Source organism: Aquimarina ulvae (assembly GCF_053613295.3).
This window is the reverse complement of sequence record NZ_JBSIBP030000002.1, coordinates 60,287-86,628: the sequence shown is the minus strand read 5'-3', so window position 1 is coordinate 86,628 and position 26,342 is coordinate 60,287. Positions and strand designations below refer to the sequence as shown.

At 34.0% G+C, this 26,342-nt stretch carries 22 protein-coding genes; 11 read left to right on the top strand and 11 right to left on the bottom strand.

Annotated features, from left to right (window positions below; all coding sequences use genetic code 11):
• Positions 1 to 111: 111 nt before the first annotated feature.
• From ACWGOQ_RS04000 to ACWGOQ_RS03970, 7 genes are all read left to right on the top strand, one after another.
• A complete protein-coding gene (locus ACWGOQ_RS04000; RefSeq protein WP_452056407.1) occupies positions 112 to 528 on the top strand; it encodes an HYC_CC_PP family protein in 417 nt (138 codons plus the stop codon).
• Between the two features lie 116 nt (positions 529 to 644).
• Positions 645 to 4,325, top strand: coding sequence for an efflux RND transporter permease subunit (locus tag ACWGOQ_RS03995; RefSeq protein WP_452056408.1), 3,681 nt, complete (start codon positions 645 to 647; stop codon positions 4,323 to 4,325).
• A gap of 20 nt (positions 4,326 to 4,345) precedes the next feature.
• Positions 4,346 to 5,614: a TolC family protein gene (locus ACWGOQ_RS03990; protein ID WP_452056409.1), complete on the top strand. Its 1,269-nt coding sequence runs from the start codon at positions 4,346 to 4,348 to the stop codon at positions 5,612 to 5,614.
• Positions 5,615 to 5,652: 38 nt separating this feature from the next.
• Positions 5,653 to 6,216: a DUF3347 domain-containing protein gene (locus tag ACWGOQ_RS03985; RefSeq protein WP_452056410.1), complete on the top strand. Its 564-nt coding sequence runs from the start codon at positions 5,653 to 5,655 to the stop codon at positions 6,214 to 6,216.
• Entirely contained in the window at positions 6,213 to 6,947 is a 735-nt protein-coding gene (locus tag ACWGOQ_RS03980; protein WP_452056411.1) for a heavy-metal-associated domain-containing protein, read from the top strand. The genes ACWGOQ_RS03985 and ACWGOQ_RS03980 overlap by 4 nt, the downstream gene beginning before the upstream one ends.
• A gap of 70 nt (positions 6,948 to 7,017) precedes the next feature.
• Positions 7,018 to 8,739 carry an efflux RND transporter periplasmic adaptor subunit gene (locus ACWGOQ_RS03975; RefSeq protein WP_452056412.1) on the top strand — a complete coding sequence of 574 codons (1,722 nt, stop codon included), beginning with the start codon at positions 7,018 to 7,020 and terminating at the stop codon, positions 8,737 to 8,739.
• Positions 8,740 to 8,969: 230 nt separating this feature from the next.
• Positions 8,970 to 9,728 carry a M15 family metallopeptidase gene (locus tag ACWGOQ_RS03970; protein ID WP_452056413.1) on the top strand — a complete coding sequence of 253 codons (759 nt, stop codon included), beginning with the start codon at positions 8,970 to 8,972 and terminating at the stop codon, positions 9,726 to 9,728.
• Positions 9,729 to 9,871: 143 nt separating this feature from the next.
• On the opposite strand, the gene aceB is transcribed toward ACWGOQ_RS03970, so the two are convergent.
• Positions 9,872 to 11,470, bottom strand: coding sequence for a malate synthase A (gene aceB / locus ACWGOQ_RS03965; RefSeq protein ID WP_452056414.1), 1,599 nt, complete (start codon positions 11,468 to 11,470; stop codon positions 9,872 to 9,874).
• A 119-nt stretch (positions 11,471 to 11,589) separates the two neighbouring features.
• Here aceB and ACWGOQ_RS03960 point away from each other — a divergent pair, with 119 nt between their 5' ends.
• A complete protein-coding gene (locus tag ACWGOQ_RS03960) occupies positions 11,590 to 13,071 on the top strand; it encodes a helix-turn-helix domain-containing protein (protein ID WP_452056489.1) in 1,482 nt (493 codons plus the stop codon).
• On the opposite strand, the gene ACWGOQ_RS03955 is transcribed toward ACWGOQ_RS03960, so the two are convergent.
• Entirely contained in the window at positions 13,068 to 15,470 is a 2,403-nt protein-coding gene (locus ACWGOQ_RS03955) for a hypothetical protein (RefSeq protein ID WP_452056415.1), read from the bottom strand. The two genes, ACWGOQ_RS03960 and ACWGOQ_RS03955, sit on opposite strands and share 4 nt — an antisense overlap.
• Positions 15,471 to 15,577: 107 nt before the next feature.
• On the opposite strand from ACWGOQ_RS03955, the gene ACWGOQ_RS03950 reads away from it, so the two are divergent.
• The gene (locus ACWGOQ_RS03950; RefSeq protein WP_452056416.1) at positions 15,578 to 15,727 is read left to right on the top strand and encodes a hypothetical protein; all 150 of its coding nucleotides are present in this window, start codon (positions 15,578 to 15,580) and stop codon (positions 15,725 to 15,727) included.
• Between the two features lie 24 nt (positions 15,728 to 15,751).
• Here the strand turns inward: ACWGOQ_RS03950 and ACWGOQ_RS03945 are convergent, their stop codons facing one another.
• Entirely contained in the window at positions 15,752 to 16,522 is a 771-nt protein-coding gene (locus ACWGOQ_RS03945) for a hypothetical protein (RefSeq protein WP_452056417.1), read from the bottom strand.
• A gap of 187 nt (positions 16,523 to 16,709) precedes the next feature.
• Here ACWGOQ_RS03945 and ACWGOQ_RS03940 point away from each other — a divergent pair, with 187 nt between their 5' ends.
• Positions 16,710 to 16,877 carry a lmo0937 family membrane protein gene (locus ACWGOQ_RS03940; protein ID WP_452056418.1) on the top strand — a complete coding sequence of 56 codons (168 nt, stop codon included), beginning with the start codon at positions 16,710 to 16,712 and terminating at the stop codon, positions 16,875 to 16,877.
• Positions 16,878 to 17,024: 147 nt separating this feature from the next.
• Here ACWGOQ_RS03940 and ACWGOQ_RS03935 read toward each other — a convergent pair whose 3' ends face one another.
• From ACWGOQ_RS03935 to miaB, 8 genes are all read right to left on the bottom strand, one after another.
• Positions 17,025 to 18,059: an AraC family transcriptional regulator gene (locus ACWGOQ_RS03935; RefSeq protein ID WP_452056419.1), complete on the bottom strand. Its 1,035-nt coding sequence runs from the start codon at positions 18,057 to 18,059 to the stop codon at positions 17,025 to 17,027.
• Positions 18,060 to 18,481: 422 nt separating this feature from the next.
• Complete coding sequence (gene groL / locus ACWGOQ_RS03930) at positions 18,482 to 20,119, bottom strand: chaperonin GroEL (RefSeq protein ID WP_452056420.1); 1,638 nt, start codon at positions 20,117 to 20,119, stop codon at positions 18,482 to 18,484.
• Positions 20,120 to 20,201: 82 nt separating this feature from the next.
• The gene (locus ACWGOQ_RS03925; RefSeq protein ID WP_027395001.1) at positions 20,202 to 20,477 is read right to left on the bottom strand and encodes a co-chaperone GroES; all 276 of its coding nucleotides are present in this window, start codon (positions 20,475 to 20,477) and stop codon (positions 20,202 to 20,204) included.
• A 149-nt stretch (positions 20,478 to 20,626) separates the two neighbouring features.
• Positions 20,627 to 20,962, bottom strand: coding sequence for a preprotein translocase subunit SecG (gene secG, locus ACWGOQ_RS03920; protein ID WP_452056421.1), 336 nt, complete (start codon positions 20,960 to 20,962; stop codon positions 20,627 to 20,629).
• A gap of 9 nt (positions 20,963 to 20,971) precedes the next feature.
• Positions 20,972 to 21,928 carry a DUF8458 domain-containing protein gene (locus ACWGOQ_RS03915; RefSeq protein ID WP_458202351.1) on the bottom strand — a complete coding sequence of 319 codons (957 nt, stop codon included), beginning with the start codon at positions 21,926 to 21,928 and terminating at the stop codon, positions 20,972 to 20,974.
• Between the two features lie 13 nt (positions 21,929 to 21,941).
• The gene (locus ACWGOQ_RS03910) at positions 21,942 to 22,445 is read right to left on the bottom strand and encodes an LptE family protein (RefSeq protein ID WP_452056423.1); all 504 of its coding nucleotides are present in this window, start codon (positions 22,443 to 22,445) and stop codon (positions 21,942 to 21,944) included.
• Between the two features lie 37 nt (positions 22,446 to 22,482).
• Positions 22,483 to 23,748: a sigma-54 interaction domain-containing protein gene (locus ACWGOQ_RS03905; protein WP_452056424.1), complete on the bottom strand. Its 1,266-nt coding sequence runs from the start codon at positions 23,746 to 23,748 to the stop codon at positions 22,483 to 22,485.
• A gap of 39 nt (positions 23,749 to 23,787) precedes the next feature.
• On the bottom strand, positions 23,788 to 25,233 hold the full coding sequence (gene miaB / locus ACWGOQ_RS03900) for a tRNA (N6-isopentenyl adenosine(37)-C2)-methylthiotransferase MiaB (RefSeq protein ID WP_452056425.1): 1,446 nt from the start codon (positions 25,231 to 25,233) through the stop codon (positions 23,788 to 23,790).
• Positions 25,234 to 25,370: 137 nt separating this feature from the next.
• Between miaB and ACWGOQ_RS03895 the strand changes: the two genes are divergently transcribed.
• On the top strand, positions 25,371 to 26,156 hold the full coding sequence (locus ACWGOQ_RS03895) for a hypothetical protein (protein ID WP_452056426.1): 786 nt from the start codon (positions 25,371 to 25,373) through the stop codon (positions 26,154 to 26,156).
• The last annotated feature ends 186 nt before the right edge of the window (positions 26,157 to 26,342 follow it).

The following is a 26,342-nucleotide window of genomic DNA, read 5'->3' as shown; positions in this document are numbered from 1 at the left end:
TAAAAATTTTAAATACATTGGTTTTTTGGAATGGTATTGTTTTGTTAAAAATTCTAAGGGAAGTTCAAAAAAACCGTGATTGTTTAAATATTACGTATTTTTGTTCCTAGAATGAAAAGAGGTTTCCATAAAATAGCGTCGTTGTTACTAGCTTTTTTAGTACTGCTTTCTACTATATCTTTTACTGTAGAAAAACATTACTGTGGCAGGTTCCTAGTGGATGTTGCAGTATTTTCTAAAGCAAAAGATTGTGGGATGAAGATGATGGATCATACTGATAGTCACGAGATAGAATTAAAGAAAACTTCTTGTTGCAAGGATAAGATTACTGTGATAGAAGGCCAGGATGAGCTTAAGGTTTCTTTTGATCAAATAGATTTAGTGCAGCAACTATTCGTTGTATCTTTTTTCAATTCATATAAAAATCTCTTTTTGATACAAGGAGAGAAAAGAAATAGCTACAAAAAGTATGATCCACCAGAACTTGCTCAGGATATACGTATTCTTCACGAAACTTTTTTAATTTGATGTAGTTGATTTTTTAAGCCAGACACACTTGCAATTGTAATTGTTGTCTTATAGGTTCTTTCTTTCATTTTTCTTGAATCTAAGTAGCTTATTACTAATTTAGCTAAATCACTAGTATGCTAAACAAAAGCATTAAATTTTTAATAGAAAATAAACTTGTAGCAATACTGCTATTGCTAATTTTTGTGTCGTGTGGCCTTGTTTATTCTCCTTTTCAATCAGATTATAGTTTTTTACCCAGTAATCCGGTTGCAGTAGATGCGATTCCGGATATTGGGGAGAATCAACAAATTGTATTTACAAAATGGACGGGAAAATCTCCTCAAGACATCGAAGATCAGATTACGTATCCATTAACGACTACTTTGTTGGGGATTCCTGGCGTTAAAACTATCCGTAGTTCTTCCATGTTTGGTTTTTCTAGTATTTATATCATTTTTGAAGAGGATATCGAATTCTATTGGAGTAGAAGCCGGATTTTGGAAAAACTTGGTTCTTTACCCAGTGGTTTACTGCCAAACGGAGTGAAACCGATGTTAGGTCCAGATGCTACAGGCTTAGGTCAAATATTCTGGTATACCTTAGAAGGTAGGGATCAAAATGGAAAAGTAACGGGTGGCTGGGATTTACAAGAGTTGAGAAATATACAGGATTTCTATGTAAAATACGCCTTGTCTTCGGCAAATGGAGTTTCTGAGGTAGCATCCATAGGAGGATACATTCAGGAATATCAGGTAGATATCAATCCAGAACTCTTGAAGCAATATCATATCGGATTGCATCAGGTAGTAGAAGCGGTGAAAGAAACAAATCGGGATATTGGTGCTCAAACACTAGAGATTAATCAGGTGGAATACCTTGTTCGTGGTTTGGGATATGTGAAATCAATCGCAGATATAGAAAACGCCATTGTAGTTTCTGAAGGTTATACGGCTATAAAAGTAAAAGATATTGCTAAGGTTTCTCTTGGACCCAAAGCCAGAAGAGGAATTCTCGATAAAGAAGGTGCAGAGGTTGTAGGAGGTGTAGTTGTTGCTAGATATGGAGCAAATCCATTAGAAGTTATTACCAATATAAAAAATAAAATAGGAGAACTAAGTACAGGATTACCCTCTAAAGTGCTTGAAGATGGAAGAACATCCCAATTAACCATTGTTCCTTTTTATGATAGAACTGATTTGATTCAGGAAACTCTGGGAACCTTAAAAGAAGCATTAACTCTGGAGGTACTGATTACGATACTGGTAATTATCATTATGGTTTTTAACTTAAGAGCTTCGATTTTAATTTCAGGATTATTACCGGTTGCAGTTTTGATGGTTTTTATAGCCATGAAAATATTTGGAGTTGATGCAAATATAGTAGCATTATCAGGTATTGCTATTGCGATAGGAACTATGGTAGATGTGGGGGTTATACTATCAGAAAATATCATACGTCATATAGAAGAAAACAAAAGTAAGCTGTCAATAAATACAGTTGTTTATAATGCTACCAGTGAAATTTCAGGAGCGCTAGTAACGGCTGTATTAACGACAATTATAAGCTTTATTCCGGTATTTACAATGATCGGTGCGGAAGGAAAGCTTTTTCGTCCATTGGCATTTACCAAGACGATGGCACTTGCTTCATCAATTCTTATTGCACTATTTATAATTCCACCTTTTGCAGCACTTTTATTTAGAAAACGGACTATTAAAAAAACTGCTAGTTATGTGATTGGTTTGGTATTGATTATATCTGGATTGTTAGCGGTTTTTTATGGTACTTTTTTAGGTTTGATTCTTATTGCATTCGGCATAACGAGATTATTATTAATTACTGAAAAACTTTCTGGAAAGAAATCTAATCTGGTTCATACTATAGTTTCAGCAATAGCTGTAGTTTTTCTTCTTGCAACATATTGGAGACCTTTAGGAGTAGATAACAATATTTTTTGGAATCTGATCTTCGTTGGTATCATTTGCTTCGGGTTGTTAGGAGTGTTTGTTTTATTTAGGAAGTATTATGCAAGAATCTTGGTTTGGGCACTACGCAACAAATTATTGTTTTTATCATTGCCAGTTTTGATGATTGTAGCCGGAGTATTAATTTTTCAGAATACGGGAAAAGAATTTATGCCATCCCTTAATGAAGGATCATTTCTTTTAATGCCCACATCGTTACCACACGCTGGAGTGGAAGAAAATAAACGAGTGCTCCAACAGCTAGATATGGCCGTAGCAACGATACCAGAGGTAGAAACGGTAGTTGGTAAAGCAGGTAGGACAGAATCGGCATTGGATCCGGCTCCACTATCGATGTATGAGAATATTATTCTGTATAAACCAGAATACGCTTTAGGTGTTAATGGCGATCGTCAGCGTTTTAAAGTAAACGGAGAAGGGTTATTCGAGTTAAAAGACGGTACATTTGTTACTAGTGCAAGTGTAGAGAAAAAATTATTAATTCCTGACGAAGATGGAGAGTACTATAGAAATTGGCGTTCTCATATCAAATCACCAGATGATATTTGGAAAGAAATCGTAAAAGTAACGAAGCTTCCGGGTGTTACCTCTGCCCCAAAACTGCAGCCAATTGAAACCAGATTAATTATGCTTCAAACTGGAATGAGGGCTCCAATGGGTATCAAAGTAAAAGGGCAAGATCTGGCATCGATTGAGGCTTTTGGAATTCAACTGGAACAGATTTTAAAACAAGTAGAGGGAGTAAAAGAAGAAGCAGTTTTTGCCGATAGGATCGTAGGCAAGCCCTATTTATTAATTGATATAGACCGAGATCGTATTGCTCGTTATGGAATTTCGATCGAAAATGTTCAACAAGTATTAGAGGTAGCATTAGGAGGAAAAGAGCTTACACAAACTATCGAAGGAAGAGAACGGTATGGTATCAGAGTACGTTATCCTCGTGAATTACGATCTAACCCAGATGTTATTAAGGATATTTATATTCCTGTGGGAAAAGATAATCTGATCCCTTTAAACGAATTAGTCACAATACGATATGAGCAAGGACCGCAAGTAATAAAAAGTGAAGATACATTTCTTGTGGGATATGTATTATTTGATAAACAAGACAGTTTTGCAGAAGTAAATGTAGTAGAAAATGCGCAGAAATTGATTAAAGATAAGATCAAGAGTGGAGAAGTAATTGTTCCTAAAGGAGTGAATTATCAATTTACAGGCTCTTACGAAAATCAATTACGAGCAGAAAAAACATTGTCATTAGTTGTACCGTTAGCTTTGATCATCATCTTTTTGATATTGTATTTTCAGTTTAGGTCAATAGCGACATCGCTGATGGTTTTTACAGGAATTGCGGTAGCTTTTGCCGGAGGATTTCTTATGATTTGGCTATATGGACAAGATTGGTTTTTAAACATTGATTTATTTGGTGAAAATTTAAGAGCGTTTTTCCAAATAAAGACAGTGTATCTAAGTGTAGCGGTATGGGTTGGATTTATTGCATTATTTGGAATTGCAACGGATGATGGTGTAATTATGGCAACATATTTGACCCAAACCTTTAAAAGAAATAAGCCAAAAACAGTAAAAGAAATCAGAACCTCTGTCATAGAAGCAGGCGAAAAAAGAATACGCCCTTGTTTGATGACCACCGCAACAACTATATTGGCACTCCTTCCGGTTTTAACATCTACAGGAAGAGGAAGTGATATTATGATTCCCATGGCCATACCAAGTTTTGGAGGGATGCTAATTGCGTTGATTACTTTGTTTGTAGTTCCTGTTTTGTTTAGTTGGAGAGAAGAATTTTTATTAAGAAAAGGAAAGAACTGAAAGTGAAAACATTTTATAATATGAAGAAAGATATCGTTTGTTTTGAAAATTTTATAAACCTAGATTTCAGCAAGAGTATGAAAAGAGCTTTTTTTATTTCTTCACTTTTTATTTTTAATTTAATAAGTGGGCAAACACTTCAGGGATATATTAAAGAAGCACAACAAAATAATCCAGAGATTAAGGCTTTTCGGTATGCATTGGATGCAAGTATAGAAAAAGTAAATGAAGCTGGAAGCTTGCCAAATACCAAAATAGGAACCGGATATTTTATCAGTGAACCTGAAACCAGAACCGGAGCACAAAAAGCTAAGTTTACAGCACAACAAAATATTCCGTGGTTTGGAACAATTAAAGCAAGAAAAGAAGCTGCTTCTTTAGAAAGTGATGTGTATAAAAATAAACTAGAGATTACCAAAAGAAAGATCACTTTACAAGTAGAACAGATATATTATAAGCTATATAAGCTAAAAGCAACACAAAATGTATTGGAGGAACAAGACGAATTGTTAGATACTTATATCGAAATAGCGCTAAAAGGAGTAGAAAATAACTTAGCTTCAACCGTTGATGTTTTAAAATTAAACATTGCTAAAAACAATCTTCAAAATCAGAAAGAAATCCTAAAAGGAGAGATTCTTACTGCCGAAACAGTTATGAATCAGTTATTACATAGAGATGGTTTCGATCCTTTGGTTGTCCCAGATAATTTATTTATCCCAGAAGAGGAACCAACCATGATGCTGGATGATATTGTCTACCATCCAGAATTACTTACCTATGACCATCTAAGCGATCTGCTGGAGAAAAAAGAAGTAGTAAACATGAAAGAAGCATTGCCATCTATAGGTTTTGGGTTAGATTATGTGATCGTTCAGGAGCGTCCTGATATTAGCTTCTCAGATAACGGTAAAGATATCGTGATGCCAATGCTTTCCTTTACTATTCCGGTTTTTTCTAAAAAACATAACTCTCGATCTCAACAATATGAATTTCAGAAAGAAGAGGTGCTTCAAAAAAGAGAATCTTCTCAGAATCATTTAGAAAACCTAATGGAAGAGGCCATCAATAATAGGATTACAGCTCGAATTAATTACGATACACAACAAAAAAATCTAGAACAGGCAAAGCAAGCAGAAAAAGTGCTATTATCCGAGTACCAAACGGCACAATTGGATTTTGAAGAAATATTAGATATCCAACAAATGTTATTGGATTTTGAGAACAAAAAAATACAGGCGATATCCATGTATTTTATGCAAACCGCAGTCCTTAATTATTTACGTTAATAACTAGTAAAATGTATAACCTTATAAAAAGTAATAAAATGAAGAAAACAATTTTAAACATCACCGTTTTAGTAATAATCTTTTCACTAATATCCTGTGGAAAAGATAAAAAAGAGGAAACAAAAACAGTTACTAAAAAAAAGGAGGTGACCATTGCTGCTACGGTAGATCTGAATGAAACAGATACCAGAAGTGATGTTGTTTTTACAGATGAAAATATTGACAAAATATATAGTCAGTATCTCATGATTAAGAAAGCGCTGGTCAATTCTAATGCTACGCTCGTACAACAGGAGGCTAAAAAACTAGCTGACCTACTTCAGGATCCCAAAGAAAATAAGCAACTTAAAGCTACGGCAGAATTGATTTCCCTAACGCAAGACATTAAAAAGCAACGAGACTTTTTTGTTACATTAACTGAAGAGACTGAAAAATTGATTAGCAATGCAGATATTACTTCTGGAGAAGTGTATAAACAATTTTGCCCAATGGCTTTTGAAGGAAATGGAGGATATTGGTTGTCTGACTCCAAAGAAGTTCGTAATCCGTACTACGGAAATAAGATGTTGAAATGTGGTAGTGTGAATCAAACGATACAATGAAAAATAAATATCATATAGAAGGAATGACTTGCGAAGGGTGTAGATCCAGTGTAGAAAATATTCTGAATTCAATTCCCGATGTGACAAGTGCTACGGTAAATCTCGAAAGCAAAGAAACTATTATTACCTCTAAGAAACAATTAGAGGTCGAAGTTTTTGAAAACGCATTACCAGAAAAATATTCAATTAGTACCAAAGTTAATAATACTAATGTTTTTTCGGAATCTGATACAGAAGTTTCTCAGGAAAAAAATGAACTACAGCAACTGTTTCCACTATTTCTGATTTTTGGCTATATAACGGTCGCATCTCTATTACTTAATTTTGATCCTTGGCAAACTGGGGATTTCATGTTAGATTTTATGGGGTTGTTTTATGTGGTATTTAGTTTTTTTAAAATCCTTGACCTAAAAGGCTTCCCTGAATCTTTTAGGATGTATGATCCATTAGCTAAGAGATTGCCTGCTTATGGATGGGCGTATCCTTTTATAGAAGTAGGATTGGGACTTATGTTTTTAATGCGTTTTAGAATTGAAATAGCGTTAGTTATAACCGTTCTGGTGTTAGGTATAACAACTATTGGTGTCACAAAAGTACTGATTGATAAAAAAAGTATTCAGTGTGCCTGTTTGGGAACTGCCCTTCAATTACCTATGACTAAAGCTACGTTTATAGAAAACACCATTATGCTTATTATGGCAATATGGATGCTTATAAAAATATTCTTATAAGAAAAATAGAAGGAGATGGTTAAAAGAAGGAGGTCAACAATCATTAGAAAGATTTTAAAAGATAACTGAGATGAAAAAAAACAGTATTTATATAGGTGTTGCAGTATTGGCTGGATTGTTGTTGGGGTATCTCATTTTCGGAAATAATTCTGAAGAAGTAGCTATAAAAGATTACCATCCGTCAGCTGAGGTCTCAGCCCAAATTTGGACCTGTTCTATGCACCCTCAGATTAAGCAATCAGAGTCTGGGGATTGTCCAATATGTGGTATGGATTTGATACCTGCACAGACTACTTCAGATGGTCTTGGACCTGATCAATTTAGCATGACAGAAAATGCGATGGCATTAGCAAATATACAAACGTCAATGGTTGGCAAAATGGGTTTAGATACTGGTGCATTAAAACTATCAGGTAGGATTAAGGAAAATGAAGAAGCAAATACAGCTCAAGTTACTCATTTTTCCGGCCGGATAGAACAACTTTTAATAAACTCAGAGGGAGAACAAGTGTATAAAGGACAGAGGATTGCTGTTATTTATTCTCCAGAATTAGTTGCTGCACAACAAGAACTATTAACAGCATTAGCTCTTAAAAAAGAACAACCGGCGTTATACAAAGCAGTCAGAAACAAATTAAAACTAAGGAAACTTTCAGAAGAACAAATCAATCAGATAGAATCTTCAGGTAAAATTAAAGAAACTTTTCCTATTCATTCCCAAGTTACAGGAGTAGTTTCAGAAAAAATGGTTAATGAGGGAAATCATATAGATAGAGGTCAAGTATTATTTAAAACTACAAATCTTAGTACAGTTTGGGCGTCTTTTGATGCCTATGAAAATCAAATCCCTTTATTAAAAAAAGGTCAAAAGATTACTATCAAAACCAATGCGTATCCTAATATGGTTTTTGATGCGGTAATTTCATTTATAGACCCGGTCCTTAATACAAAAACCAGAACAATAACTGTGCGTGCAGTATTGCAAAATAATAACTCAATTTTTAAACCAGGAATGTTTGTAGAAGGAATGGTTTGTGTCACGGGTCAAATCATTGACTCAGCCGTAACAATTCCGAAAAGTGCTGTTCTATGGACTGGAAAACGATCAGTAGTATATGTGAAGTCAGTGTCTGATCAACCTGTTTTTGAGATGAGAGCGGTAACACTCGGAAATGCTAATAACGATTCTTATCAGATTCTCGATGGACTGAGTAAAGGCGAAGAAATTGTTACTAACGGAACTTTTTCTGTAGACGCTGCAGCACAGTTGCAGGGTAAAAAATCCATGATGAATGATAATCGAGTCACGGATATATCTGGAACTAAAGAAAAAAATAAGGGAACAATACTGCACAATAGTTTTCAGGAAAAACTTAGAGCGGCTTTATCAACGTATTTTCTTTTGAAAGACGCCTTGGTAGCAAGTAATGCTAATGATGCATCCAGGTTTTCTGAAAAAATGCTAAATAAGTTGAAAGACATAAATACTAATGAATTAAAACAAAAAGAATTAAAACATGTACATACGATTCTCGAAATGTTAGAAGGGATTACTAAAACCAATAATATATCAAATCAGCGAGATTATTTTGTAAATTTGAATACAGGGTTAGCAATATTGGTTCGGAGTATGAACCTTCTGCAAGATGATATTTATATTCAAAAATGTCCAATGGTAGATAATAATAACGGAGCCATTTGGTTGAGCAAAGAAAAAGAGGTTAGAAATCCATATTATGGAGATCAAATGCTTACTTGTGGTAGCGTAATTGATACTTTAAAGAAAATATGAAGTTTATTTAGAGGTATTCCACCGCTCAGTTTTTGTTAAAAAAAAGCGTTTTGTTTTAATAGTAGGCCAAAACAATGTATCTTTAAATTAGGGAAATATTGGATTACAGTTTTTATTGGATTGCAATTATTGATATTGTATGGTGTGTTTTTTCGTAAAATTTACTAACCATATGACTTCGTTGGTATGGAAAATTTGTTGTAATAAATGTGATCAAAAACGAAAGGGATATGGTAAAAAAATTACTGTTTTTTACATTTTTAGCCTTACTTTTTTCTTGTAAGGAAACTTCAGTAACAACAATGACCAGTGCTAGTACGTTGGCGTTGTTAGAAAAATCTAAAGCGATTCAGCTACGCGCAGAGAAGGTAGAAAAGCATATGCGCGAATGGCAGGACTCTTTGGACCGTCACGACAATAAAAAAATCATACAAGATCAGGTAAAAGATGATGAATTCGTAGATATAGGAACGCTTTCGAATAACTTTGTCTTGGATATGAAATATGCCACTGCGGATAATTTTTTGAAAAAAGCAGTGTATTCCTGTGCGAAATGTTATGTTCGAGGAGTAGTAGCAAAAGCATTAATTGAAGCAAATAGGGATTTTATGAAAAGAGGATATAGGATTAAATTATTCGACTGTTATCGTCCTCATAGTGTACAGAAAAAAATGTGGAAAATCTTTCCTAACCCAGGATACGTTGCCGATCCTAAAGGAGGATCCATTCATAACAAAGGTGCTGCAGTAGATATTACGCTCACCAATTTACAAGGAGATCAATTGGATATGGGAACTACTTTTGACCATTTTGGTAAAGAAGCGCATCATTCGTATAAGGAGTTGTCTGATGATGTGATAGCCAATCGTACACTACTTAGAGAGGTTATGGAAAAACATGGCTTTTCTATCATAAAAACCGAATGGTGGCATTATAATTTTAAGAATAAGAAGTTTAAGATTTCTGATTTTAGATGGGAATGTAGTTAATAGTAAGTTCTTTTTTTTTATTGTATATAAAACAGCATCCGTTATGAAACGGATGCTGTAAGAGCACAATTATAAAATCGGAAAAAATTAAAATTGTTCAACTTCGGTAGTATCTTTCAGATTGTATTGCATTACTGAAAGATTTATAAATATTTATATGCTTGCGTAGTTAAAAATTCTTCGAATTGGTCTGAAGTAACAAGCTTGTAAAAAATCTGAATAGCATTCTGATAATTTTCACTCTCATAAAGAGTTTTACCGGCCTGCTTTTCAATGATTTTTAATTCATCTTCAAAGAGCATATGAAACATATTAGAATTCAGTCGTAAACCGTTATCCAGTTTTACTTCGTTCTTAAGCCACTGCCATATCTGTGTTCTACTTATTTCTGCTGTTGCTGCATCTTCCATAAGGTCATACAGCGCCACTGCGCCATTTCCTCCTAACCATGTGGCTATATAATGGATTCCTACGTTGATGTTTTCACGGATTCCTTTTTCGGTGATGGTTCCCTGAGGAATTTCCAAAAGATCTTGCTCTGTAACGACCACATCCTCTCTTTTTACATCTAATTGATTAGCTCCGTGCATGTACATATCAAAAACGCCCATTGCTAAAGGTACTAATCCCGGGTGTGCTACCCAAGTACCATCATGACCATTTTTAACTTCACGTTCTTTGTCTGCCTTTACTTTAGCAAAGGCTAGTTTATTACGTTTTTCATCACCTTTGATCGGAATCTGAGCAGCCATTCCGCCAATCGCAAGGATATTTCTCTTATGGCATCGCTGGATCACACGTTTGCTGTAAGCATCCATAAAAGGACTTGTCATCGTCACCTGAGCACGATCCGGAACAACAAAGTCTTTGTGATTTCTTAGTTTTTTGATATAACTAAAGATATAATCCCATCTTCCGCAATTAAGACCAACAATGTGTTCTTTTAGTGCATAGATGATCTCATCTAGCTGAAAGCTAGCAGTAATAGTTTCTACCAGTACAGTCACTTTAACAGTACCGCGCTCTATCCCTAAATATTCTTCAGAGAAATCAATTATATCATTCCACCAGATAGCCTCCGTAAAGTGCTCCAATTTTGGTATATAATAATATGGACCTGTTCCGTTTGCTTTTAATTGTTCATTGTTGAGGAATAGGTATAAAGCAAAATCAAATATGGATGCGCTAATCTCTTTGCCATCAACTAACAAATGCTTTTCATTGAGATGTAGACCTCTTGGACGTACAATTAAGGTAGCTATTTCTTCATTTAATTGATACGTTTTATCCTTCTTAGGATTATAGAACGAAATAGTTTTGTTGACAGCATCCATAAGGTTTTTTTGTCCTTGCAGGCAGTTTTCCCATAAAGGAGCGTTACTATCTTCAAAATCCGCCATGAATGTTTTCGAACCAGAGTTTAATGCATTAATCACCATTTTTCTGTCGACCGGACCTGTAATCTCTACCCGGCGATCTTGCAAATCTGAGGGTATTGGAGCAGCGGACCATTCTGTATTGCGAATTTCTTTTGTGTTTTCTGGAAATGCCGGAGAGGTTTCCAGGTCAAACAACTGTTGCTGTTGTTCTCTGTTTCGTAAAAGTGTTAATCGTCTTTGGTCAAAACGATTATGCAAAGCTTCTAGAAATGCTAAAGCACCATCCGTAAGAATCTCCGGATGATAATTTTTCACCTCTTTTGTAAAGCTAATTTTCTGACTTAGGTTTGTTTGAGTTTCCATAACTGTATCGTTTGAGTGAACAATATTAAAAAAAAGTTTTTGAAAAAACAAGCGAACGTTCGCTGAATGTGAAAATTTTGTTTTTGAAAATATTCGCAGAAATTGCTATTTTTGACTTTATGGCAATAGAAGAGGAATATATTAGGTTAATTTTTGGTTTAAAAATCAAGCAAATACGAACAGATAAAGACTTGTCTCTCTTTGGTTTATCCAAATTGAGCGGATTGTCTAAGTCGTATTTAAATGAAATAGAAAAAGGAAAAAAATATCCAAAAACAGATAAAATAATAAAGCTTGCAGAAACCTTCGAGGTTCCGTATGATAGTTTAGTTTCTTTGAAGTTGGATAAAAATCTGGCACCTATTGGTGAAATTTTACAATCCGGGATTTTAGATGAAATTCCACTCGAATTGTTTGGGATACAGCAAAGTGACCTGATCGATATTATTGCGAATGCTCCTTCAAAGGTCAACGCATTCATTAGTACCATTATAGAAATTGCCCAGCATTACAATATGAGTAGAGAAGGGTTTTATCTGGCGTCCTTACGATCGTACCAAGAAGCACATAATAACTTCTTCAAAGATCTTGAAGATACGGCAGTGCGTTTTGCTAATTCATATCAGTTAGATTTATCTGGTAAAATTACTGCTGTAGAATTAGAGGAAATTTTGATTGAAGAATACGGATATACCATTAATACTGCAGGAATACCTAACCACGAAGAGTTGGATAATTTGAGATCGGTATTTGTTCCTGCTACAAAGACGCTGCTGTTATCCGATAGAGTAGACGAACCTCAGAAAACATTTATCTATGCAAAAGAATTAGGGTATCAGTATATGGAAATTAAAGAAAGACCATATACTTTTTCCTGGATTCGATATGATAATTTTGAAGAGGTACTACATAACTTCTATGCTTCTTATTTTGCGGGTGCTTTGATTATTCCAAGGAATCATTTAAAAGAACATCTCAAAAATCTTTTTACAACAAAACGATTTTCCGAAAAATCTTTTCATAAAATAATGAAGCTGTATAATGCTTCTCCAGAATCCTTTTACCAACGTCTAACTAATATTTTGCCTAAGGATTTTGGAATGCAGAATGTTTTCTTTTTAAGGTTTACTCATAGAAAAGGAATGGAACGATTTAATTTAGTGAAGGAATTGCATATCACGCATCAACAACAACCTCATGCAAATGAGATTAATGAGCATTATTGTAGAAGATGGATGGCAATCAAGACATTACAGCGAACTGCTAATGAAGACTTACAATATGCTTTTGACATTCAAATTTCGGATTATGCGGACTCTGACCAACAGTATTTGGTATTTACATCGGCGACCAAAGATCCTTTTAGAAAAGAGTATTATCGTAGTATTGGTATTGGATTTTTAATATCATCTTCTTTGGAGAAAAAAATAAGTTTTGTAAATGACACCAAAATACCAAAGATAAAAGTTGGAGTAACTTGCGAATCGTGTTCTATTACCGATTGCGAGGTAAGAAAAGCGCCGCCAAAACGATTATTAGCAAGAGAAAAATACAAACGAACTTCAGAATTAGTAGCACATATTGTGAAGGAGTACTCCTAAGGTATCGTAGGGATTGATAAAACTTTAACTTCAGAAATAAGATTACCGTCCTGGTCCATACCTTCTATAAATATTCTTGCTTCTTGCATCAAAGCATTTTTGAATGAGAATTCATATTCGTCATTAGTATTTCTTTGAATGTTAGGAACCCATCCTAATATACCATATTGTTTAAAGAACAAGCTGTCATACGATTGATATTTTGGCATGTAAAACTTCTTTGGAGCCTGAAATCCGTTGGTAACTACAAAGGAATTTACTGGGCTTCGGTTGTTCGCATTTGGACTCCAATAAACTAATATTAAGGGTGAGGTACCAGCTCTATCTCTGATGTAGATTTTAGAAGCATCCTTTAGTCGGATTTGGTTGGCTAACTCTGGATGCGTTAAAGCACCATTTACTATAAAAGGATAGGTTTTAAACCCACCTCTATATTCTCGTCCAAATACAGCATCAAAAAGACCAGTAAAAGTTCTTTCAGTAGAAAAGCTAGTATTTACTCTAATTACATTAAAATGTTTTGTATTGAGATAATTCATTAGGTTAGATGTTAATCTCATATCTTCTGGAACGTATGAGGCATCCTGATTTAGCCAATACAATCCTTTATTTGCGTATTTTTTTCCTGTAACTACTACGGTTTCTAATTGTTCTGTTGACTTAAATAATTTTTGATTAGGATCTATTTCAGCACTATTGATTTCACTAAAATAATTCTGAACTGGTGTTGAAGCTATAGTGAATGCTTTTTCATTATAGGTAGAAGGTTTAAATGATTTGATACTTGCTTTTACATTGGCGTTAGAGACTTTGTTTTTGTCGTTTATTAGCGCAAAATGTACTTTAGTGGAATCCTGAAAAACTAAGTTTTCAAGCTCAAAAATTCTAAGAGGCATGTCTTGTCGTGAAGAGATGATTTCTGTAAACTGATTTTTTCGTGAGTTCACTAAAAGTTTGCCGTTTACTGTATTTGTTATATTAATAGCACCTTTTAAGGTGATACCTTCTTCATGTCTTATAGGAGGCAAGTTATGTCCATTAAAAATACTTTTCCAATCATACTTACTCCATCCTTGTGTTAATAATAAAACATCCAGTTCGTGTTTTTTTCTTTTAGTACTATTTTGAAAATAATACCCGGAATTTTCTACGTATCCCTTTACAAAAGGCTGAAGATAGATTGAGTTTATAATGCATCCGCTATTGTCATTCGCAATTGTTTCGGTAGGCAAGATGGAAACACTTATTGACGTATGATCAATTTTATTATTTTCTGATTTTAGCCTAAAAGAAGTATGAACACTATCTTTTTTGCTATTAATCTTCACTATTTCAGAAGTAATGGATTTATAAGGAATATCATTAAATATAAGTCTTTCAGATATTGGATTGTATTTTTCATCAAATAGGGAAATTGTATTGGTTCCATAGTTTAGGTTTTCTAAAGGCGCTGCTAGTTTTATATCTTTTGCTTCGCCAGTGAATGATGCTGATAATCCGATTGTTTTTTGGTATTGATGGATAAGTATATGAAATTCTTTATTTCGTATTGTTGGGAGTGTGTTTCCGTTGGTGATGAGTTCAACTATAAGTAATGGTTTAGTTGGATGAAAAGAAGATTTTAGTAAAACACCTCTTTTTTGGGCATTAGGAACATCCGTTATGATTTCGGTATCACCAATATTTGAAATCACGTAGTAGTTTTCATCTGGCAGTGGGGTAAATGAGAATTTACCCATCCCGAACCTGTTAAGATAGACTGTTGTCACAGGGTTTTTAGAACCTTGTTTGTATAACTTAGAATTCACTTCCTGAACTCCAGCTCCTTGTTGGTTGATTATTTTGATGCCACAAGTATTGATAGTACCTTCTAATAAATTTCCACCCTCCGGTAATATTTGAATGTCATAATATTTTTGTGGCTGATCGGGGGTCTCCGTTATATTGGGTTGTGAATTGTTCTGAATATTGATTTTTTTATAAAAACGTTCATCTTCTTTAAAATTATTTTGATGTGCAGTAGAGGCCATTAAAATATAATCTCCAGAGAAAAGGTCTTTAGGTAATGTAAATGCTCCGTCAGCAACACCTTTTTCTGTAAGATAAAGTTTGTGGTCAATTTTATCACCAAGTTCATTGTAAAGTGTCAGATATAAGTTCTTAGTTGCAGTAAAGGGCTTATGATGTAGGTTGCTTATAATATATGCCTTAAACCATATTTCTTCGTTAGTAGTATAAGTTGTTTTATTAGTATGAAGGTGGATTATTTCGCGTTCTATGTTGAAGTATTGATTTTTTTTAACTAAAACTTGTTCAATGGTGTTGGGTTTTATCTGTCCGAGGCCAATTATAGTATAAAAGCAAAAGAAGAGTACAAGAGTAATTTTTGATTTGTGCATGATGAATATTTTCTATTAATATACTAAAAAAAAACTTGATTATTAAGGGTTTATGAGACTGTTTCTTTATTCCTATATCCTAGGAATATTCAATTTTTATACAAGATGTGAAGATAGCAAAGCTAAAAGTTGTAGTAACTTGTGAATTACATCTTATTACCGATTGCGAAGTAAGAAAAGCGCCGCTAAAACGATTATTAGCAAGAAAAAAATACAAAAGAACTTCAGAATTAGTGGCACATATTGTGAAGGAGTAGTGTTCATAATGTGCAATATAAATATTACCTAAATACGTTACTTAGTTTATCCAAATACTGAGCGGTAGTCTCTTTTAAATACAACCCTATTGCAATAGCAGTTTTGTCTAATAGATTCATTTTAAAAAAAGAATAATCAAACTGATGAATCTGTCCGCTCGTCAAAGAAGTTCTTTTTTGGATTAAAATTTCACATTCAGAACTGGAGATATTATGAATACCACCTGCGTCAATGTAGTCACATAATCTTTTTTCTGTATTGGTTAATGCTTCTTCTAAAATTGATAAGCTCGTTGCCGCATCTGCAAGAATCTTTCGTTGCGTGTTGATATGATCAATAGCTGTTTCTTTTTCTGATTGGACCTGTTTGTCAGTTTTTTCAATAGAATAATAATCCTTGTCTATATCGCGATTAAACTGTTTGAGGGTCTCCAGATGTATTTTTGCTAAATCTTTCATAGAAGTTATAACTGCTTCAAATTTGGTTTGCAACATAACATAATACTTACGTTCTCCGGCTAACGTTCCTTGGTTGTATTTATCTTTGGTAACTAAGAAAATATCAACCAATCCTTTTTCAACTTCATGATCAATGGCGCTTGTTTTAGTAAGTAACTGAGAAAATGGCACTGCTTTTATGGTGAACTGTTTTATTAATGCTAATATCTCATCTAACGATTCTCTCCCTTCTTTTTCAAAAAGACCATCATCTAAAGGTTCAGGGTCGGGTATAGGTTCCGTTGGTTTGTTCCATTTCCTGTCATCTTCAAACAAGTCATCATACAGGCTAGGCATACTGTTACTAAAAGTTAAAGTTGATGTATTTTTTATAAAATCAAAGATACTGTTTTTGAAAAAAATATTTCGATAATGAAGCATTATACTGATATGTCAATAGCATTTGAGGCACTTTAAAATGGAAAAGAGCACCGTAATCAGAGATTTTTAAAATATTTTGGAATACTAATTTAAATCACTTATTATGAAAAGTATTCTTTGGCTTGTTGCTGTAATTTGTATCGTTGGATGGTTGTTAGGGCTTTTAGGGATCATCCCAGGACTTGGTACAAGTAGTTTAATTCACGTTTTATTGGTGATCGCTATCATCGTAATTCTTTATAACATAATTACTGGAAGAAAGCCTCTATAGTTATATGGCAGAAAGATTGATTTTTCGCGATTAATCGATGACAGTTTTTTAATCCTTTATAAATAAGGCTCTTAAGTAAGAAATAACTATTTATAAAATATTGGAGAATAAATACGTAAATCCTGTTTGTTAATCTTCAAATGGGATTTATGTTTTCTTCATTAATGATTTAATAAAGTATTTTCGGTATTCAGAAGGAGCGGTTCCATATTCTTCTCTAAAAATTTTTGAAAGATAACTCTTGCTGGAAATTCCTGCTAAATCAACGATTTCAGACATAGAGTAATCCGTATTTAAAACTAAATCTTTTATAAGATTAAGCCTTGTTTTTTTTATATATTGTTTTACCGAAGTACCATAAAGGTTTTGAAAACCTTCTTGTAATTTATTTGGATTTAATCCAACTTCTGAGGCTATATCGGTAATTTTGTCTGACTCGGAGATTTTATTTCTAATTATTTCTGAAGCCAGTTCTATTTGTTTTACTTCTGTTTTTCTCAATATTTTCCTTCCAGAACTTTCTTTTAAGTCATCTTCATATTGTAAAATCTGCTCAGTTAACATTTGGTATGATTTACCTTCTAAAAAGAGTTTTTTTAAAAAATCTTGACCCTCAAAAGCCTGCATTTCTCTGAATAGATCTGCTAATTTTAGGCTATAAAAACCATCGTGATAAAACATTTTTTTTGCTTCAATATCATTAAAAAGATTTTGAAGTTGTTCATCCATTGTGATCAAATCGCATTGAACTTTCTTCTGAAATTCTTTTCTTGTAATTTCCAAACTGTTAACTATAGAATGTGTATTTGGCTGAAATATAAGTATATGTCCGTTAAAAAGGTCACTGGCTACAATGGCTTCTTGATATTTATTGATTTGGTGTTCTTCGGTATATCCTTCAAAACGATGTTTCAGTGAGCCTTCCAAACAATATAGAAATTTAAGGGGATGGACTTCGTTGATAGTAAAATGAAACTCTATTTTTTCTTTAAATAAACAGTCGTATAATATAATACCCATGCCACTGTCAAAGTTGATTCCTCTGATACTTCCTTTTCCTATATGTTCTGGAACGGTAAGAAAATACTCTTCACAAGTTGTATTAAATGAAGTGTCAAATGCTTCAGAAATATCTGCGATTACATCTTTAATAGGTAATGATTTTACTTCAATAATGATCATAAGTATAGAAATAATGAGTATATAGTTAGTATATTCTAAAGTACTATTTAAAATTTATAATGGTAAATAATTACCTCTAAAATTGTTATAGAAATTTTATCTCGTGATAGCAGAATGCTCTTATACGGATAGTGAACTACTGAACTTTTTTATAAATAATAATAAAATAACAACAGATAGCAGTGAATCGGGCAAATTGTAAATAACTACGCTCCTTTGATAATTAATGAAGATATAGTTTCTTTATTAAAAATTATTAAAAAAGGGTTATAGGTAAAAAAAGTATGTACTCTTTAAATTAGGCAGAATTTAGGATGAAATTCCTGATAGAAACAAACCCCGTTTCAAAGTCTTGAAACGGGGTTTACTTACTTTACATAGAATCGCTAATTTTTTATCTATAACGATATGAGATTTTGCCATTACATCATTCCTGGCATTCCTCCGCCCATTGGTGGCATTCCTCCACCAGCAGGAGCATCCTCTTTAATATCTATAAGGGCGCACTCAGTAGTTAAGATCATTCCTGATACAGAAGCAGCATTTTCTAAAGCGATACGAGTTACTTTCTTAGGGTCAATGATACCAGCTTTCAACATATCAACATATGTTTCGGACTTTGCATCGTATCCAAAATTACCTTTACCTTCTAGTACTTTAGAGATTACTACAGAACCTTCTCCTCCAGCATTTTCTACAATGGTTCTTAGTGGAGCTTCGATAGCACGGTTTACAATCTGTACGCCTGTTGCTTCATCTGCATTTTCGGTCTTTATTTTTTCCAGAACAGACTTCGCTCTTACCAAAGCCACACCACCACCGGCAACGATACCTTCTTCTACCGCTGCACGGGTTGCATGAAGAGCATCATCTACACGGTCTTTCTTTTCTTTCATTTCTACTTCAGAAGCAGCACCAACATACAATACAGCAACACCTCCAGCTAGCTTAGCTAAACGTTCCTGCAATTTTTCTCTGTCATAATCAGAAGTAGTAGTTTCGATCTGAGATTTGATCTGATTCACTCTGTTTTTGATTAAATCCTCTGCTCCTGCACCATTCACTACAGTTGTGTTATCTTTATCAATAGCCACTTTTTCTGCAGTACCAAGGTGCTCAATAGTTGTGTTTTCTAAAGTAAATCCACGTTCTTCTGAAATCACAGTACCTCCTGTTAAAATGGCGATATCCTCTAACATTGCTTTACGTCTGTCTCCAAAACCAGGAGCTTTTACTGCTGCGATTTTTAAAGCACCACGCAGTTTATTTACAACCAAAGTTGCTAATGCTTCTCCATCAACATCTTCGGCAATAATTAAAAGGGGTTTTCCTGTCTGAGCAACTGGCTCAAGAACAGGTAATAAATCCTTCATTGCAGAGATTTTCTTATCAAATAAAAGAATATATGGATTCTCCAGATCAGCAGTCATTTTTTCACTATTCGTAACAAAATATGGAGAAAGATAACCTCTATCAAACTGCATTCCTTCTACTACATCAACGTGTGTTTCTGTTCCTTTCGCTTCTTCGACAGTAATAACGCCTTCTTTTCCTACTTTTCCGAAAGCTTTGGCAATAAGATCACCAATCTGTTCATCATTGTTAGAAGAAATTGCAGCAACTTGCTTAATTTTCTCAGATGAATCTCCTACTTCTTTTGTTTGTTTGGCAAGATCATCGGTTATTGCTTTTACCGCCTTATCGATACCGCGCTTAAGATCCATTGGATTAGCACCCGCTGCTACATTTTTAAGACCTTCTTTTACGATAGCCTGCGCTAATACAGTAGCGGTAGTAGTACCATCTCCTGCAAGATCATTTGTCTTAGAAGCTACTTCTTTTACCATTTGTGCTCCCATGTTTTCAAGAGCATCTTCTAATTCTACCTCTTTAGCTACAGAAACACCATCTTTAGTTACTTGTGGGGCTCCAAATGATTTACTGATAATTACGTTTCGACCTTTTGGTCCAAGCGTTACTTTTACTGCGTTTGCTAATGCATCTACACCACGTTTGATTCCATCACGTGCTTCTATGTCAAATTTTATGTCTTTAGCCATAATATTTTATAATTTTTTAAATTTTAATAGTACTGTTGTTTCAGCATTATTAAAAGTTTTGATTTGTGTTTTGATTCAATTTTTAAACGATTGCAAGGATGTCATCCTCACGCATAATTAAATAGTCATTTCCATCTAATTTTAATTCAGTACCAGAATACTTTCCGTAAAGTACAGTGTCACCAACTTTAACAGTCATTTCGTGATCCTTCTTGCCACTGCCTACAGCAGCAACTTTACCTTTTTGTTGTTTTTCTTGTGCTGAATCAGGGATGTACAATCCTGATGCCGTTTGCGTTTCCGCTGGAAGTGGTTCGATGACCACACGATCTGAAAGAGGTTTAATATTTACTCCCATTATGATTAGTTTTATATTTTAAAGTTAAAATGAAATATTTATAACTATGCATTTCAGAAATTATGCCAGTAGTGTGATACTGACAAATTGAAACAAAAAATGCCGACTGTCTGACAAGTCGGCATTTTATCCTAGTTTTATAAACTATATTATTCTTCTGATGTGTCATCTGTAGTAGTAGACGGTGCGACCGGTGTATCAATCACTTCTACTTCATTAGTATCTACCGTTGGATCTTGGTTTGTTGCTCCATCCATTAAATCTACGTTTGATAAAAGAATAAGCGCTAATAATAGTGTTGCTAGTGCCCACGTACTTTTATCTAAAAAATCAGTGGTTTTTTTTACACCACCTACCTGTTGTGTTCCGCCGCCGCCAAAAGAAGATGATAAACCTCCTCCTTTAGGGTTTTGAACCATGATTACTACGACTAGTAAAAATGATACTAGTACGATTAGTATTAAAAAGATTGAAAACGTCGTCATTATATATTGTTATTTATTTTCTTGTATTTTTTTTATCGCTCGAATTTGGTCTGCAAAGAAACCACTTTTTTCGGGATTTTTCAAAATTAATATTTTATATGCCTGAATTGCATTTTTATACTTTTTTTGAGCAACATATACTCTAGCCAAAGTCTCTGTCATTAGTTCATCTGGAGCAACCGTATGTTCATTGGCAAGGTTACGTGCAGGAACATTTTTTTCTGCGGGCTTGATCTTTGGATTACTGGCGATAAACTCATCGATTAAATTAAATTTATGCTCTTGATCTGATGTTTTATCTATCTGTTTGTCTCCCTTAGTTTCTTTTTTTTCTTGCTCAAGATCTATTTTTTTCTCAAGATCCCGATTGATTGGTTGAATAGAAGTGAGTTTTAACCATTCTGTAAAAGAGTGAGATTCTTTTTTGCTAAAATCTAATGGCTTATTCAGTTGTAACTCCTCTTCAGAATGTTCAGAAGTACTTTCTTCTGTAAAATTGCTTTTTTCCGATTGTTCAATTATGGTTTTTGCAACCGTTATGTTTCTGGTTTCATCTACTTCTTTTGATGAAAATAACGCTGGATCAAGTACTTCTTCTGCTTCTTCTATTTTCATCGATACTGCATCATCAATAGAAATCCTTGAAAGTACTTTAATTTCTTGGGCATCAATAACATTAATATCTGCCTTGTTTTTCTTTTCTGTAGCGGATTCGTTAGTGTTTTTATCAAAAAATTTAGAAGTAATAAAATCAAATAAAATTCCTCGATCTGCTGTATACGCTGCAGTTGTTTTTAATTCTTGATTATATCTAAAGCTCTCGTCCTCTTTTAATCCTTTTAATACGATTGCTCTGGCTGATTGAAAATATGGGTATTCCTGAATGATTTTTTCGATATTATCTATTTGCTCCTTATTCATTAAGGAAGGATCTTGGAACAGATATGTAAGTTCTTTTGTGTTCAAAAAAATTAATTTATTACCATTTTGCCAAAGTAGCATTTAGTATGTCTTGAGTAATCCTGTCATATATTATTTGTATTGCCTCATCCCGAACTGCAGTTTCTGCTTGTGAAGCGGGATAGTCAAAAAAGAAAGAAAAACGCTGTTCTAAATCTTCCTTAGGATTTTTAATGTCATAAAACCGAACATTTACCGCAATGGTTAATCGGTTTTGAGCTGCGGTATTAGAGGATGTTGCATTGGTAGGTGCTACGTAATATTGAACAATTTCTCCTTCATATGAAATATCACCATTAGAGGTTACTAAGTTCAGATTGGTTTGATTGAGAATTAAATCTTGCAGTTGATTGGTGAATCTTTGGTCAATCCCAGGAATAATAATTGAAGCCTGATTCCGAAAGAAGCCAACCTGAAATGTCGTAGCGGTAGTGTTAATTCCACTAAAAGAATATGCACCACATCCTTGAAGTAGTATTAATCCAACGATTGCCACAAATATGTATTTTAATGTACGTATCAATTTTCTAACTTTTTAATTTTCTAAAGTCTTCACCTTTTTAAAGGTCATACTGCTTTATTTTTCTGTACAACGTTCGCTCGCTAATTCCTAATTCCTCGGCAGCTGCTTTACGCTTTCCACGATGACGTTCCAGAGATTTTTTAATTAATTCTAATTCTTTGTCGTGTAATGATAGTGTTTCTTCTTCTTCAATTTCTTCAGCAAAATGATACTTATCATCCTCTTTCTTGGTCGCTTCTGCAGGAGGAGTGATTTGTAAAACTCCAGTTGTTGGTTCCGTGGGCTCTTCAAAAGGTATCTCTTCTTCATCTTTATCGTCTCGATAAATCTTTCTAATTAACCCTTCATGTTCTTCCTGTACTTGTTGAGAGTTTCCATTTTGCATCAACTCCATAGTTAACTTTTTGAGATCGTTGAGATCGTTTTTCATATCAAAAAGTACTTTATACAAAATCTCTCTTTCATTACTGAAATCACCATCTTTTTTATTAGAAGAAACGACAGCAGGCAGATTATTACCTATATCCGGTAAATATCCTCTTAAGGTATTCATAGAGATAGTTCTGTTTTGTTCAAGGACTGATATTTGCTCTGCAATGTTGCGTAATTGTCTGATATTACCACTCCAACGATATTTTTCTAACAATTGGGCAGCACCTTCTTCTAGTCTAATAGTTGGCATCTTATATTTGGTAGCAAAGTCTGAAGCGAATTTTCTGAATAGCAGGTGTATATCTTGTTCACGATCTCTTAACGGTGGTAATAGAATTTCAACCGTGCTTAAACGATAATAGAGATCCTCACGAAATCTTTCTTTTTTAATGGCTTCAAACATATTTACATTTGTTGCTGCCACAATCCGGACGTCTGTTTTTTGAACTTTTGAAGACCCTACTTTAATAAATTCTCCGTTTTCCAGTACCCTTAGAAGTCTTACCTGAGTAGTTAACGGTAATTCTCCTACTTCATCCAAAAATATAGTTCCTCCATCAGCTACTTCAAAATATCCACTTCTTGTAGAAGTCGCGCCTGTAAATGCTCCTTTTTCGTGGCCAAACAGTTCGCTATCGATAGTTCCTTCAGGGATAGCACCGCAATTTACCGCGATATATTTACCGTGTTTACGATGAGATAATGAATGAATAATTTTAGGAATACTTTCCTTACCAACACCACTTTCTCCAGTAACCAGAACCGAGATATCTGTAGGAGCTACCTGGATAGCTTTTTCTATAGCACGGTTTAGTTTAGGGTCATTTCCTATAATTCCGAATCTTTGTTTTGTAGCTTGAACTGATTCCATTTAATAAAACTATATTAGTTGGTTTTGATGTATTAAAATTTAATTGTTATCAGAATATCCTACCGCTTCTCCAAGTAAAGTAGCACTTGTGCAATCATCAATACGCACCATTACAAAATCTCCTATAGCATAATTTTCTTTTGGAAAGACTGCTACAATATTTTGAGTGTTTCTTCCGCTCCAGTGTACATCTGATTTTTTAGACTCCTTTTCTATCAGTATTTCTACGGTTTTACCAATAAAGGCTTCATGTCTCAAAGTGCTGTGCGTACGTTGTGCAGTGATAATCTCATTAAGTCTTCTCTTTTTAATAGCTTCAGGTACATCGTCTTTTAATTTACGAGCAGCCAATGTTCCAGGTCTTTCAGAGTAAGCAAACATAAAACCGTATTCGTATTTTACATATTCCATAAGAGATAATGTATCCTGATGATCTTCTTCTGTTTCTGTTGGAAACCCTGTAATGATATCTTGAGAAATCGCACAATCCGGAATCATTTTTTTGATGTTATTGATTAATTCAAAATACTCCTGTCTTGTATGTAGTCGATTCATTTCCTTAAGAATGCGATCACTACCACTTTGTATTGGTAGGTGGATATATTTACATATGTTTTTATGCTTTGCCATTACTTCAATCACATCCAGTGTCATATCCTGTGGGTTAGAAGTGGTAAAACGTAGCCTTACTTTGGGGTGCTTTTGAGCTACCATATCCAGTAATTTAGCAAAATTAACTGCAGTAGCTTTTTGGAAGTCACTTGCTTTTTCAAAATCTTTTTTCAATCCACCCCCGTACCATAAATAGCTGTCAACATTTTGACCAAGAAGTGTGATTTCTTTAAAGTTCTTTAAAGCTAAATCATCTATTTCTTCCATAATACTTTGTGGATCACGACTACGTTCTCTTCCTCTGGTAAATGGTACAACACAAAAAGTACACATGTTATCACAACCTCTGGTAATAGATACAAAAGCCGATACACCATTACTTTGCAGGCGAACGGGAGAAATATCTCCATAAGTTTCCTCTTTAGATAGGAGTACATTAACTGCATTGCGACCTGCATCTATCTCTTCAATTAGGTTTGGAAGATCTTTATAGGCGTCTGGTCCTACAACGAGATCAACTATTTTTTCTTCTTCTAGAAATTTACTTTTTAAACGTTCTGCCATACAACCCAAAACACCTACTTTCATTCCGGGATTAATTCTCTTTACGGCATTATATTTTTCTAAACGTTTTCTAACGGTTAACTCTGCTTTTTCACGAATAGAACAAGTGTTTACCAAAACCAAGTCTGCATCTTCCAGATTCTGAGTCGTATCAAAACCTTCTTTAGCCAAAATGGATGCTACAATTTCACTATCACTAAAATTCATTTGGCATCCATAACTCTCAATAAAGAGCTTTCTTGTATTTCCTTCTTTTTTATCTAGAGATAATGGCTGTCCCTGAATGTTTTCGTTAATAATCTTCTCCATGTATAATAATATCCGTATCTATTCAATTCAAATAATGTGCAAAGATACTCTTTAAAACGATATATGACAAAGTGACAGGGTTATATTTGTTTAAATATATATATTTGACGATACTAATCGACTAAATTACTTTCTGTATGGATGCCAATCAGCTCTTCGAAAAAATAGAAAAAAGCAATCCAATTGATTTTGGAAACATATTTAATAAAAGCATCGAACTTTTTAAAAAAGTTTGGTTGCAGGGGTTTATTCATTTATTAATTTCAATGGTGATTATTGTTCCGTTAATTTTTGTAATGTATATTCCGATCATTGCTTTGGCAAGTATAGGTGGTTTTGAAAGTGACTATGGGGGACAGGTGTACTATCAGGATGAGATTTCTGTTGGTATGATTGTCTTATTTGTTATTTTGGTGATTGTAGTTTCTTTGGTAGGTTCCGCATTTCAATTGGGTATAACTGCTCATTTTTATAGAGTTTGCAAACAGGTAGATTTGCAACTGCCTGAGGCTACTAATTATTTGATGTTTTTTAAAGGAAAGTATTTGGGAAAAATATTTACACTAGCTATAGCTACTTTTGGTATTGCTTTATTAGCTACATTGCTATGTTATCTTCCAATTTTTTATGTGATGGTGCCTTTGCAATTGCTTGGTGTGATTTTTGCCTTTAATCCCGATGTTAGCACGTCAGATTTGATTAAATCTAGTTTTAAGTTTGGAAATAAAATTTGGTTAATTGCGTTTGGGTTAATTATCATTTCATCCATATTAGCACAATTTGTAGGCATGATATTATGTTTTGTTGGAGTGTTTTTTACAGCTTCATTTGTCTATTTGCCCATATATTATATGTACAAAGATGGGATTGGTTTTCATGATGACAATAAACCAGAAAGCTGGAACGCCATTGTTGAACAATAAGTAAAAAAACCTGCTCCTTTGCAGGTTTTTTTAGTATAATTTTTATGAAAAAATTTTGATCTCAAAAAATTGATATACTTTTGTTCTCAGAATTGAGCCCTAGTGGCTGGGTTGTCATCAACCAAAAGAATGTTTGCTAGCTATTGTGTCTGTCAACTAGTAATCATGAATTATCAACAGATGAAA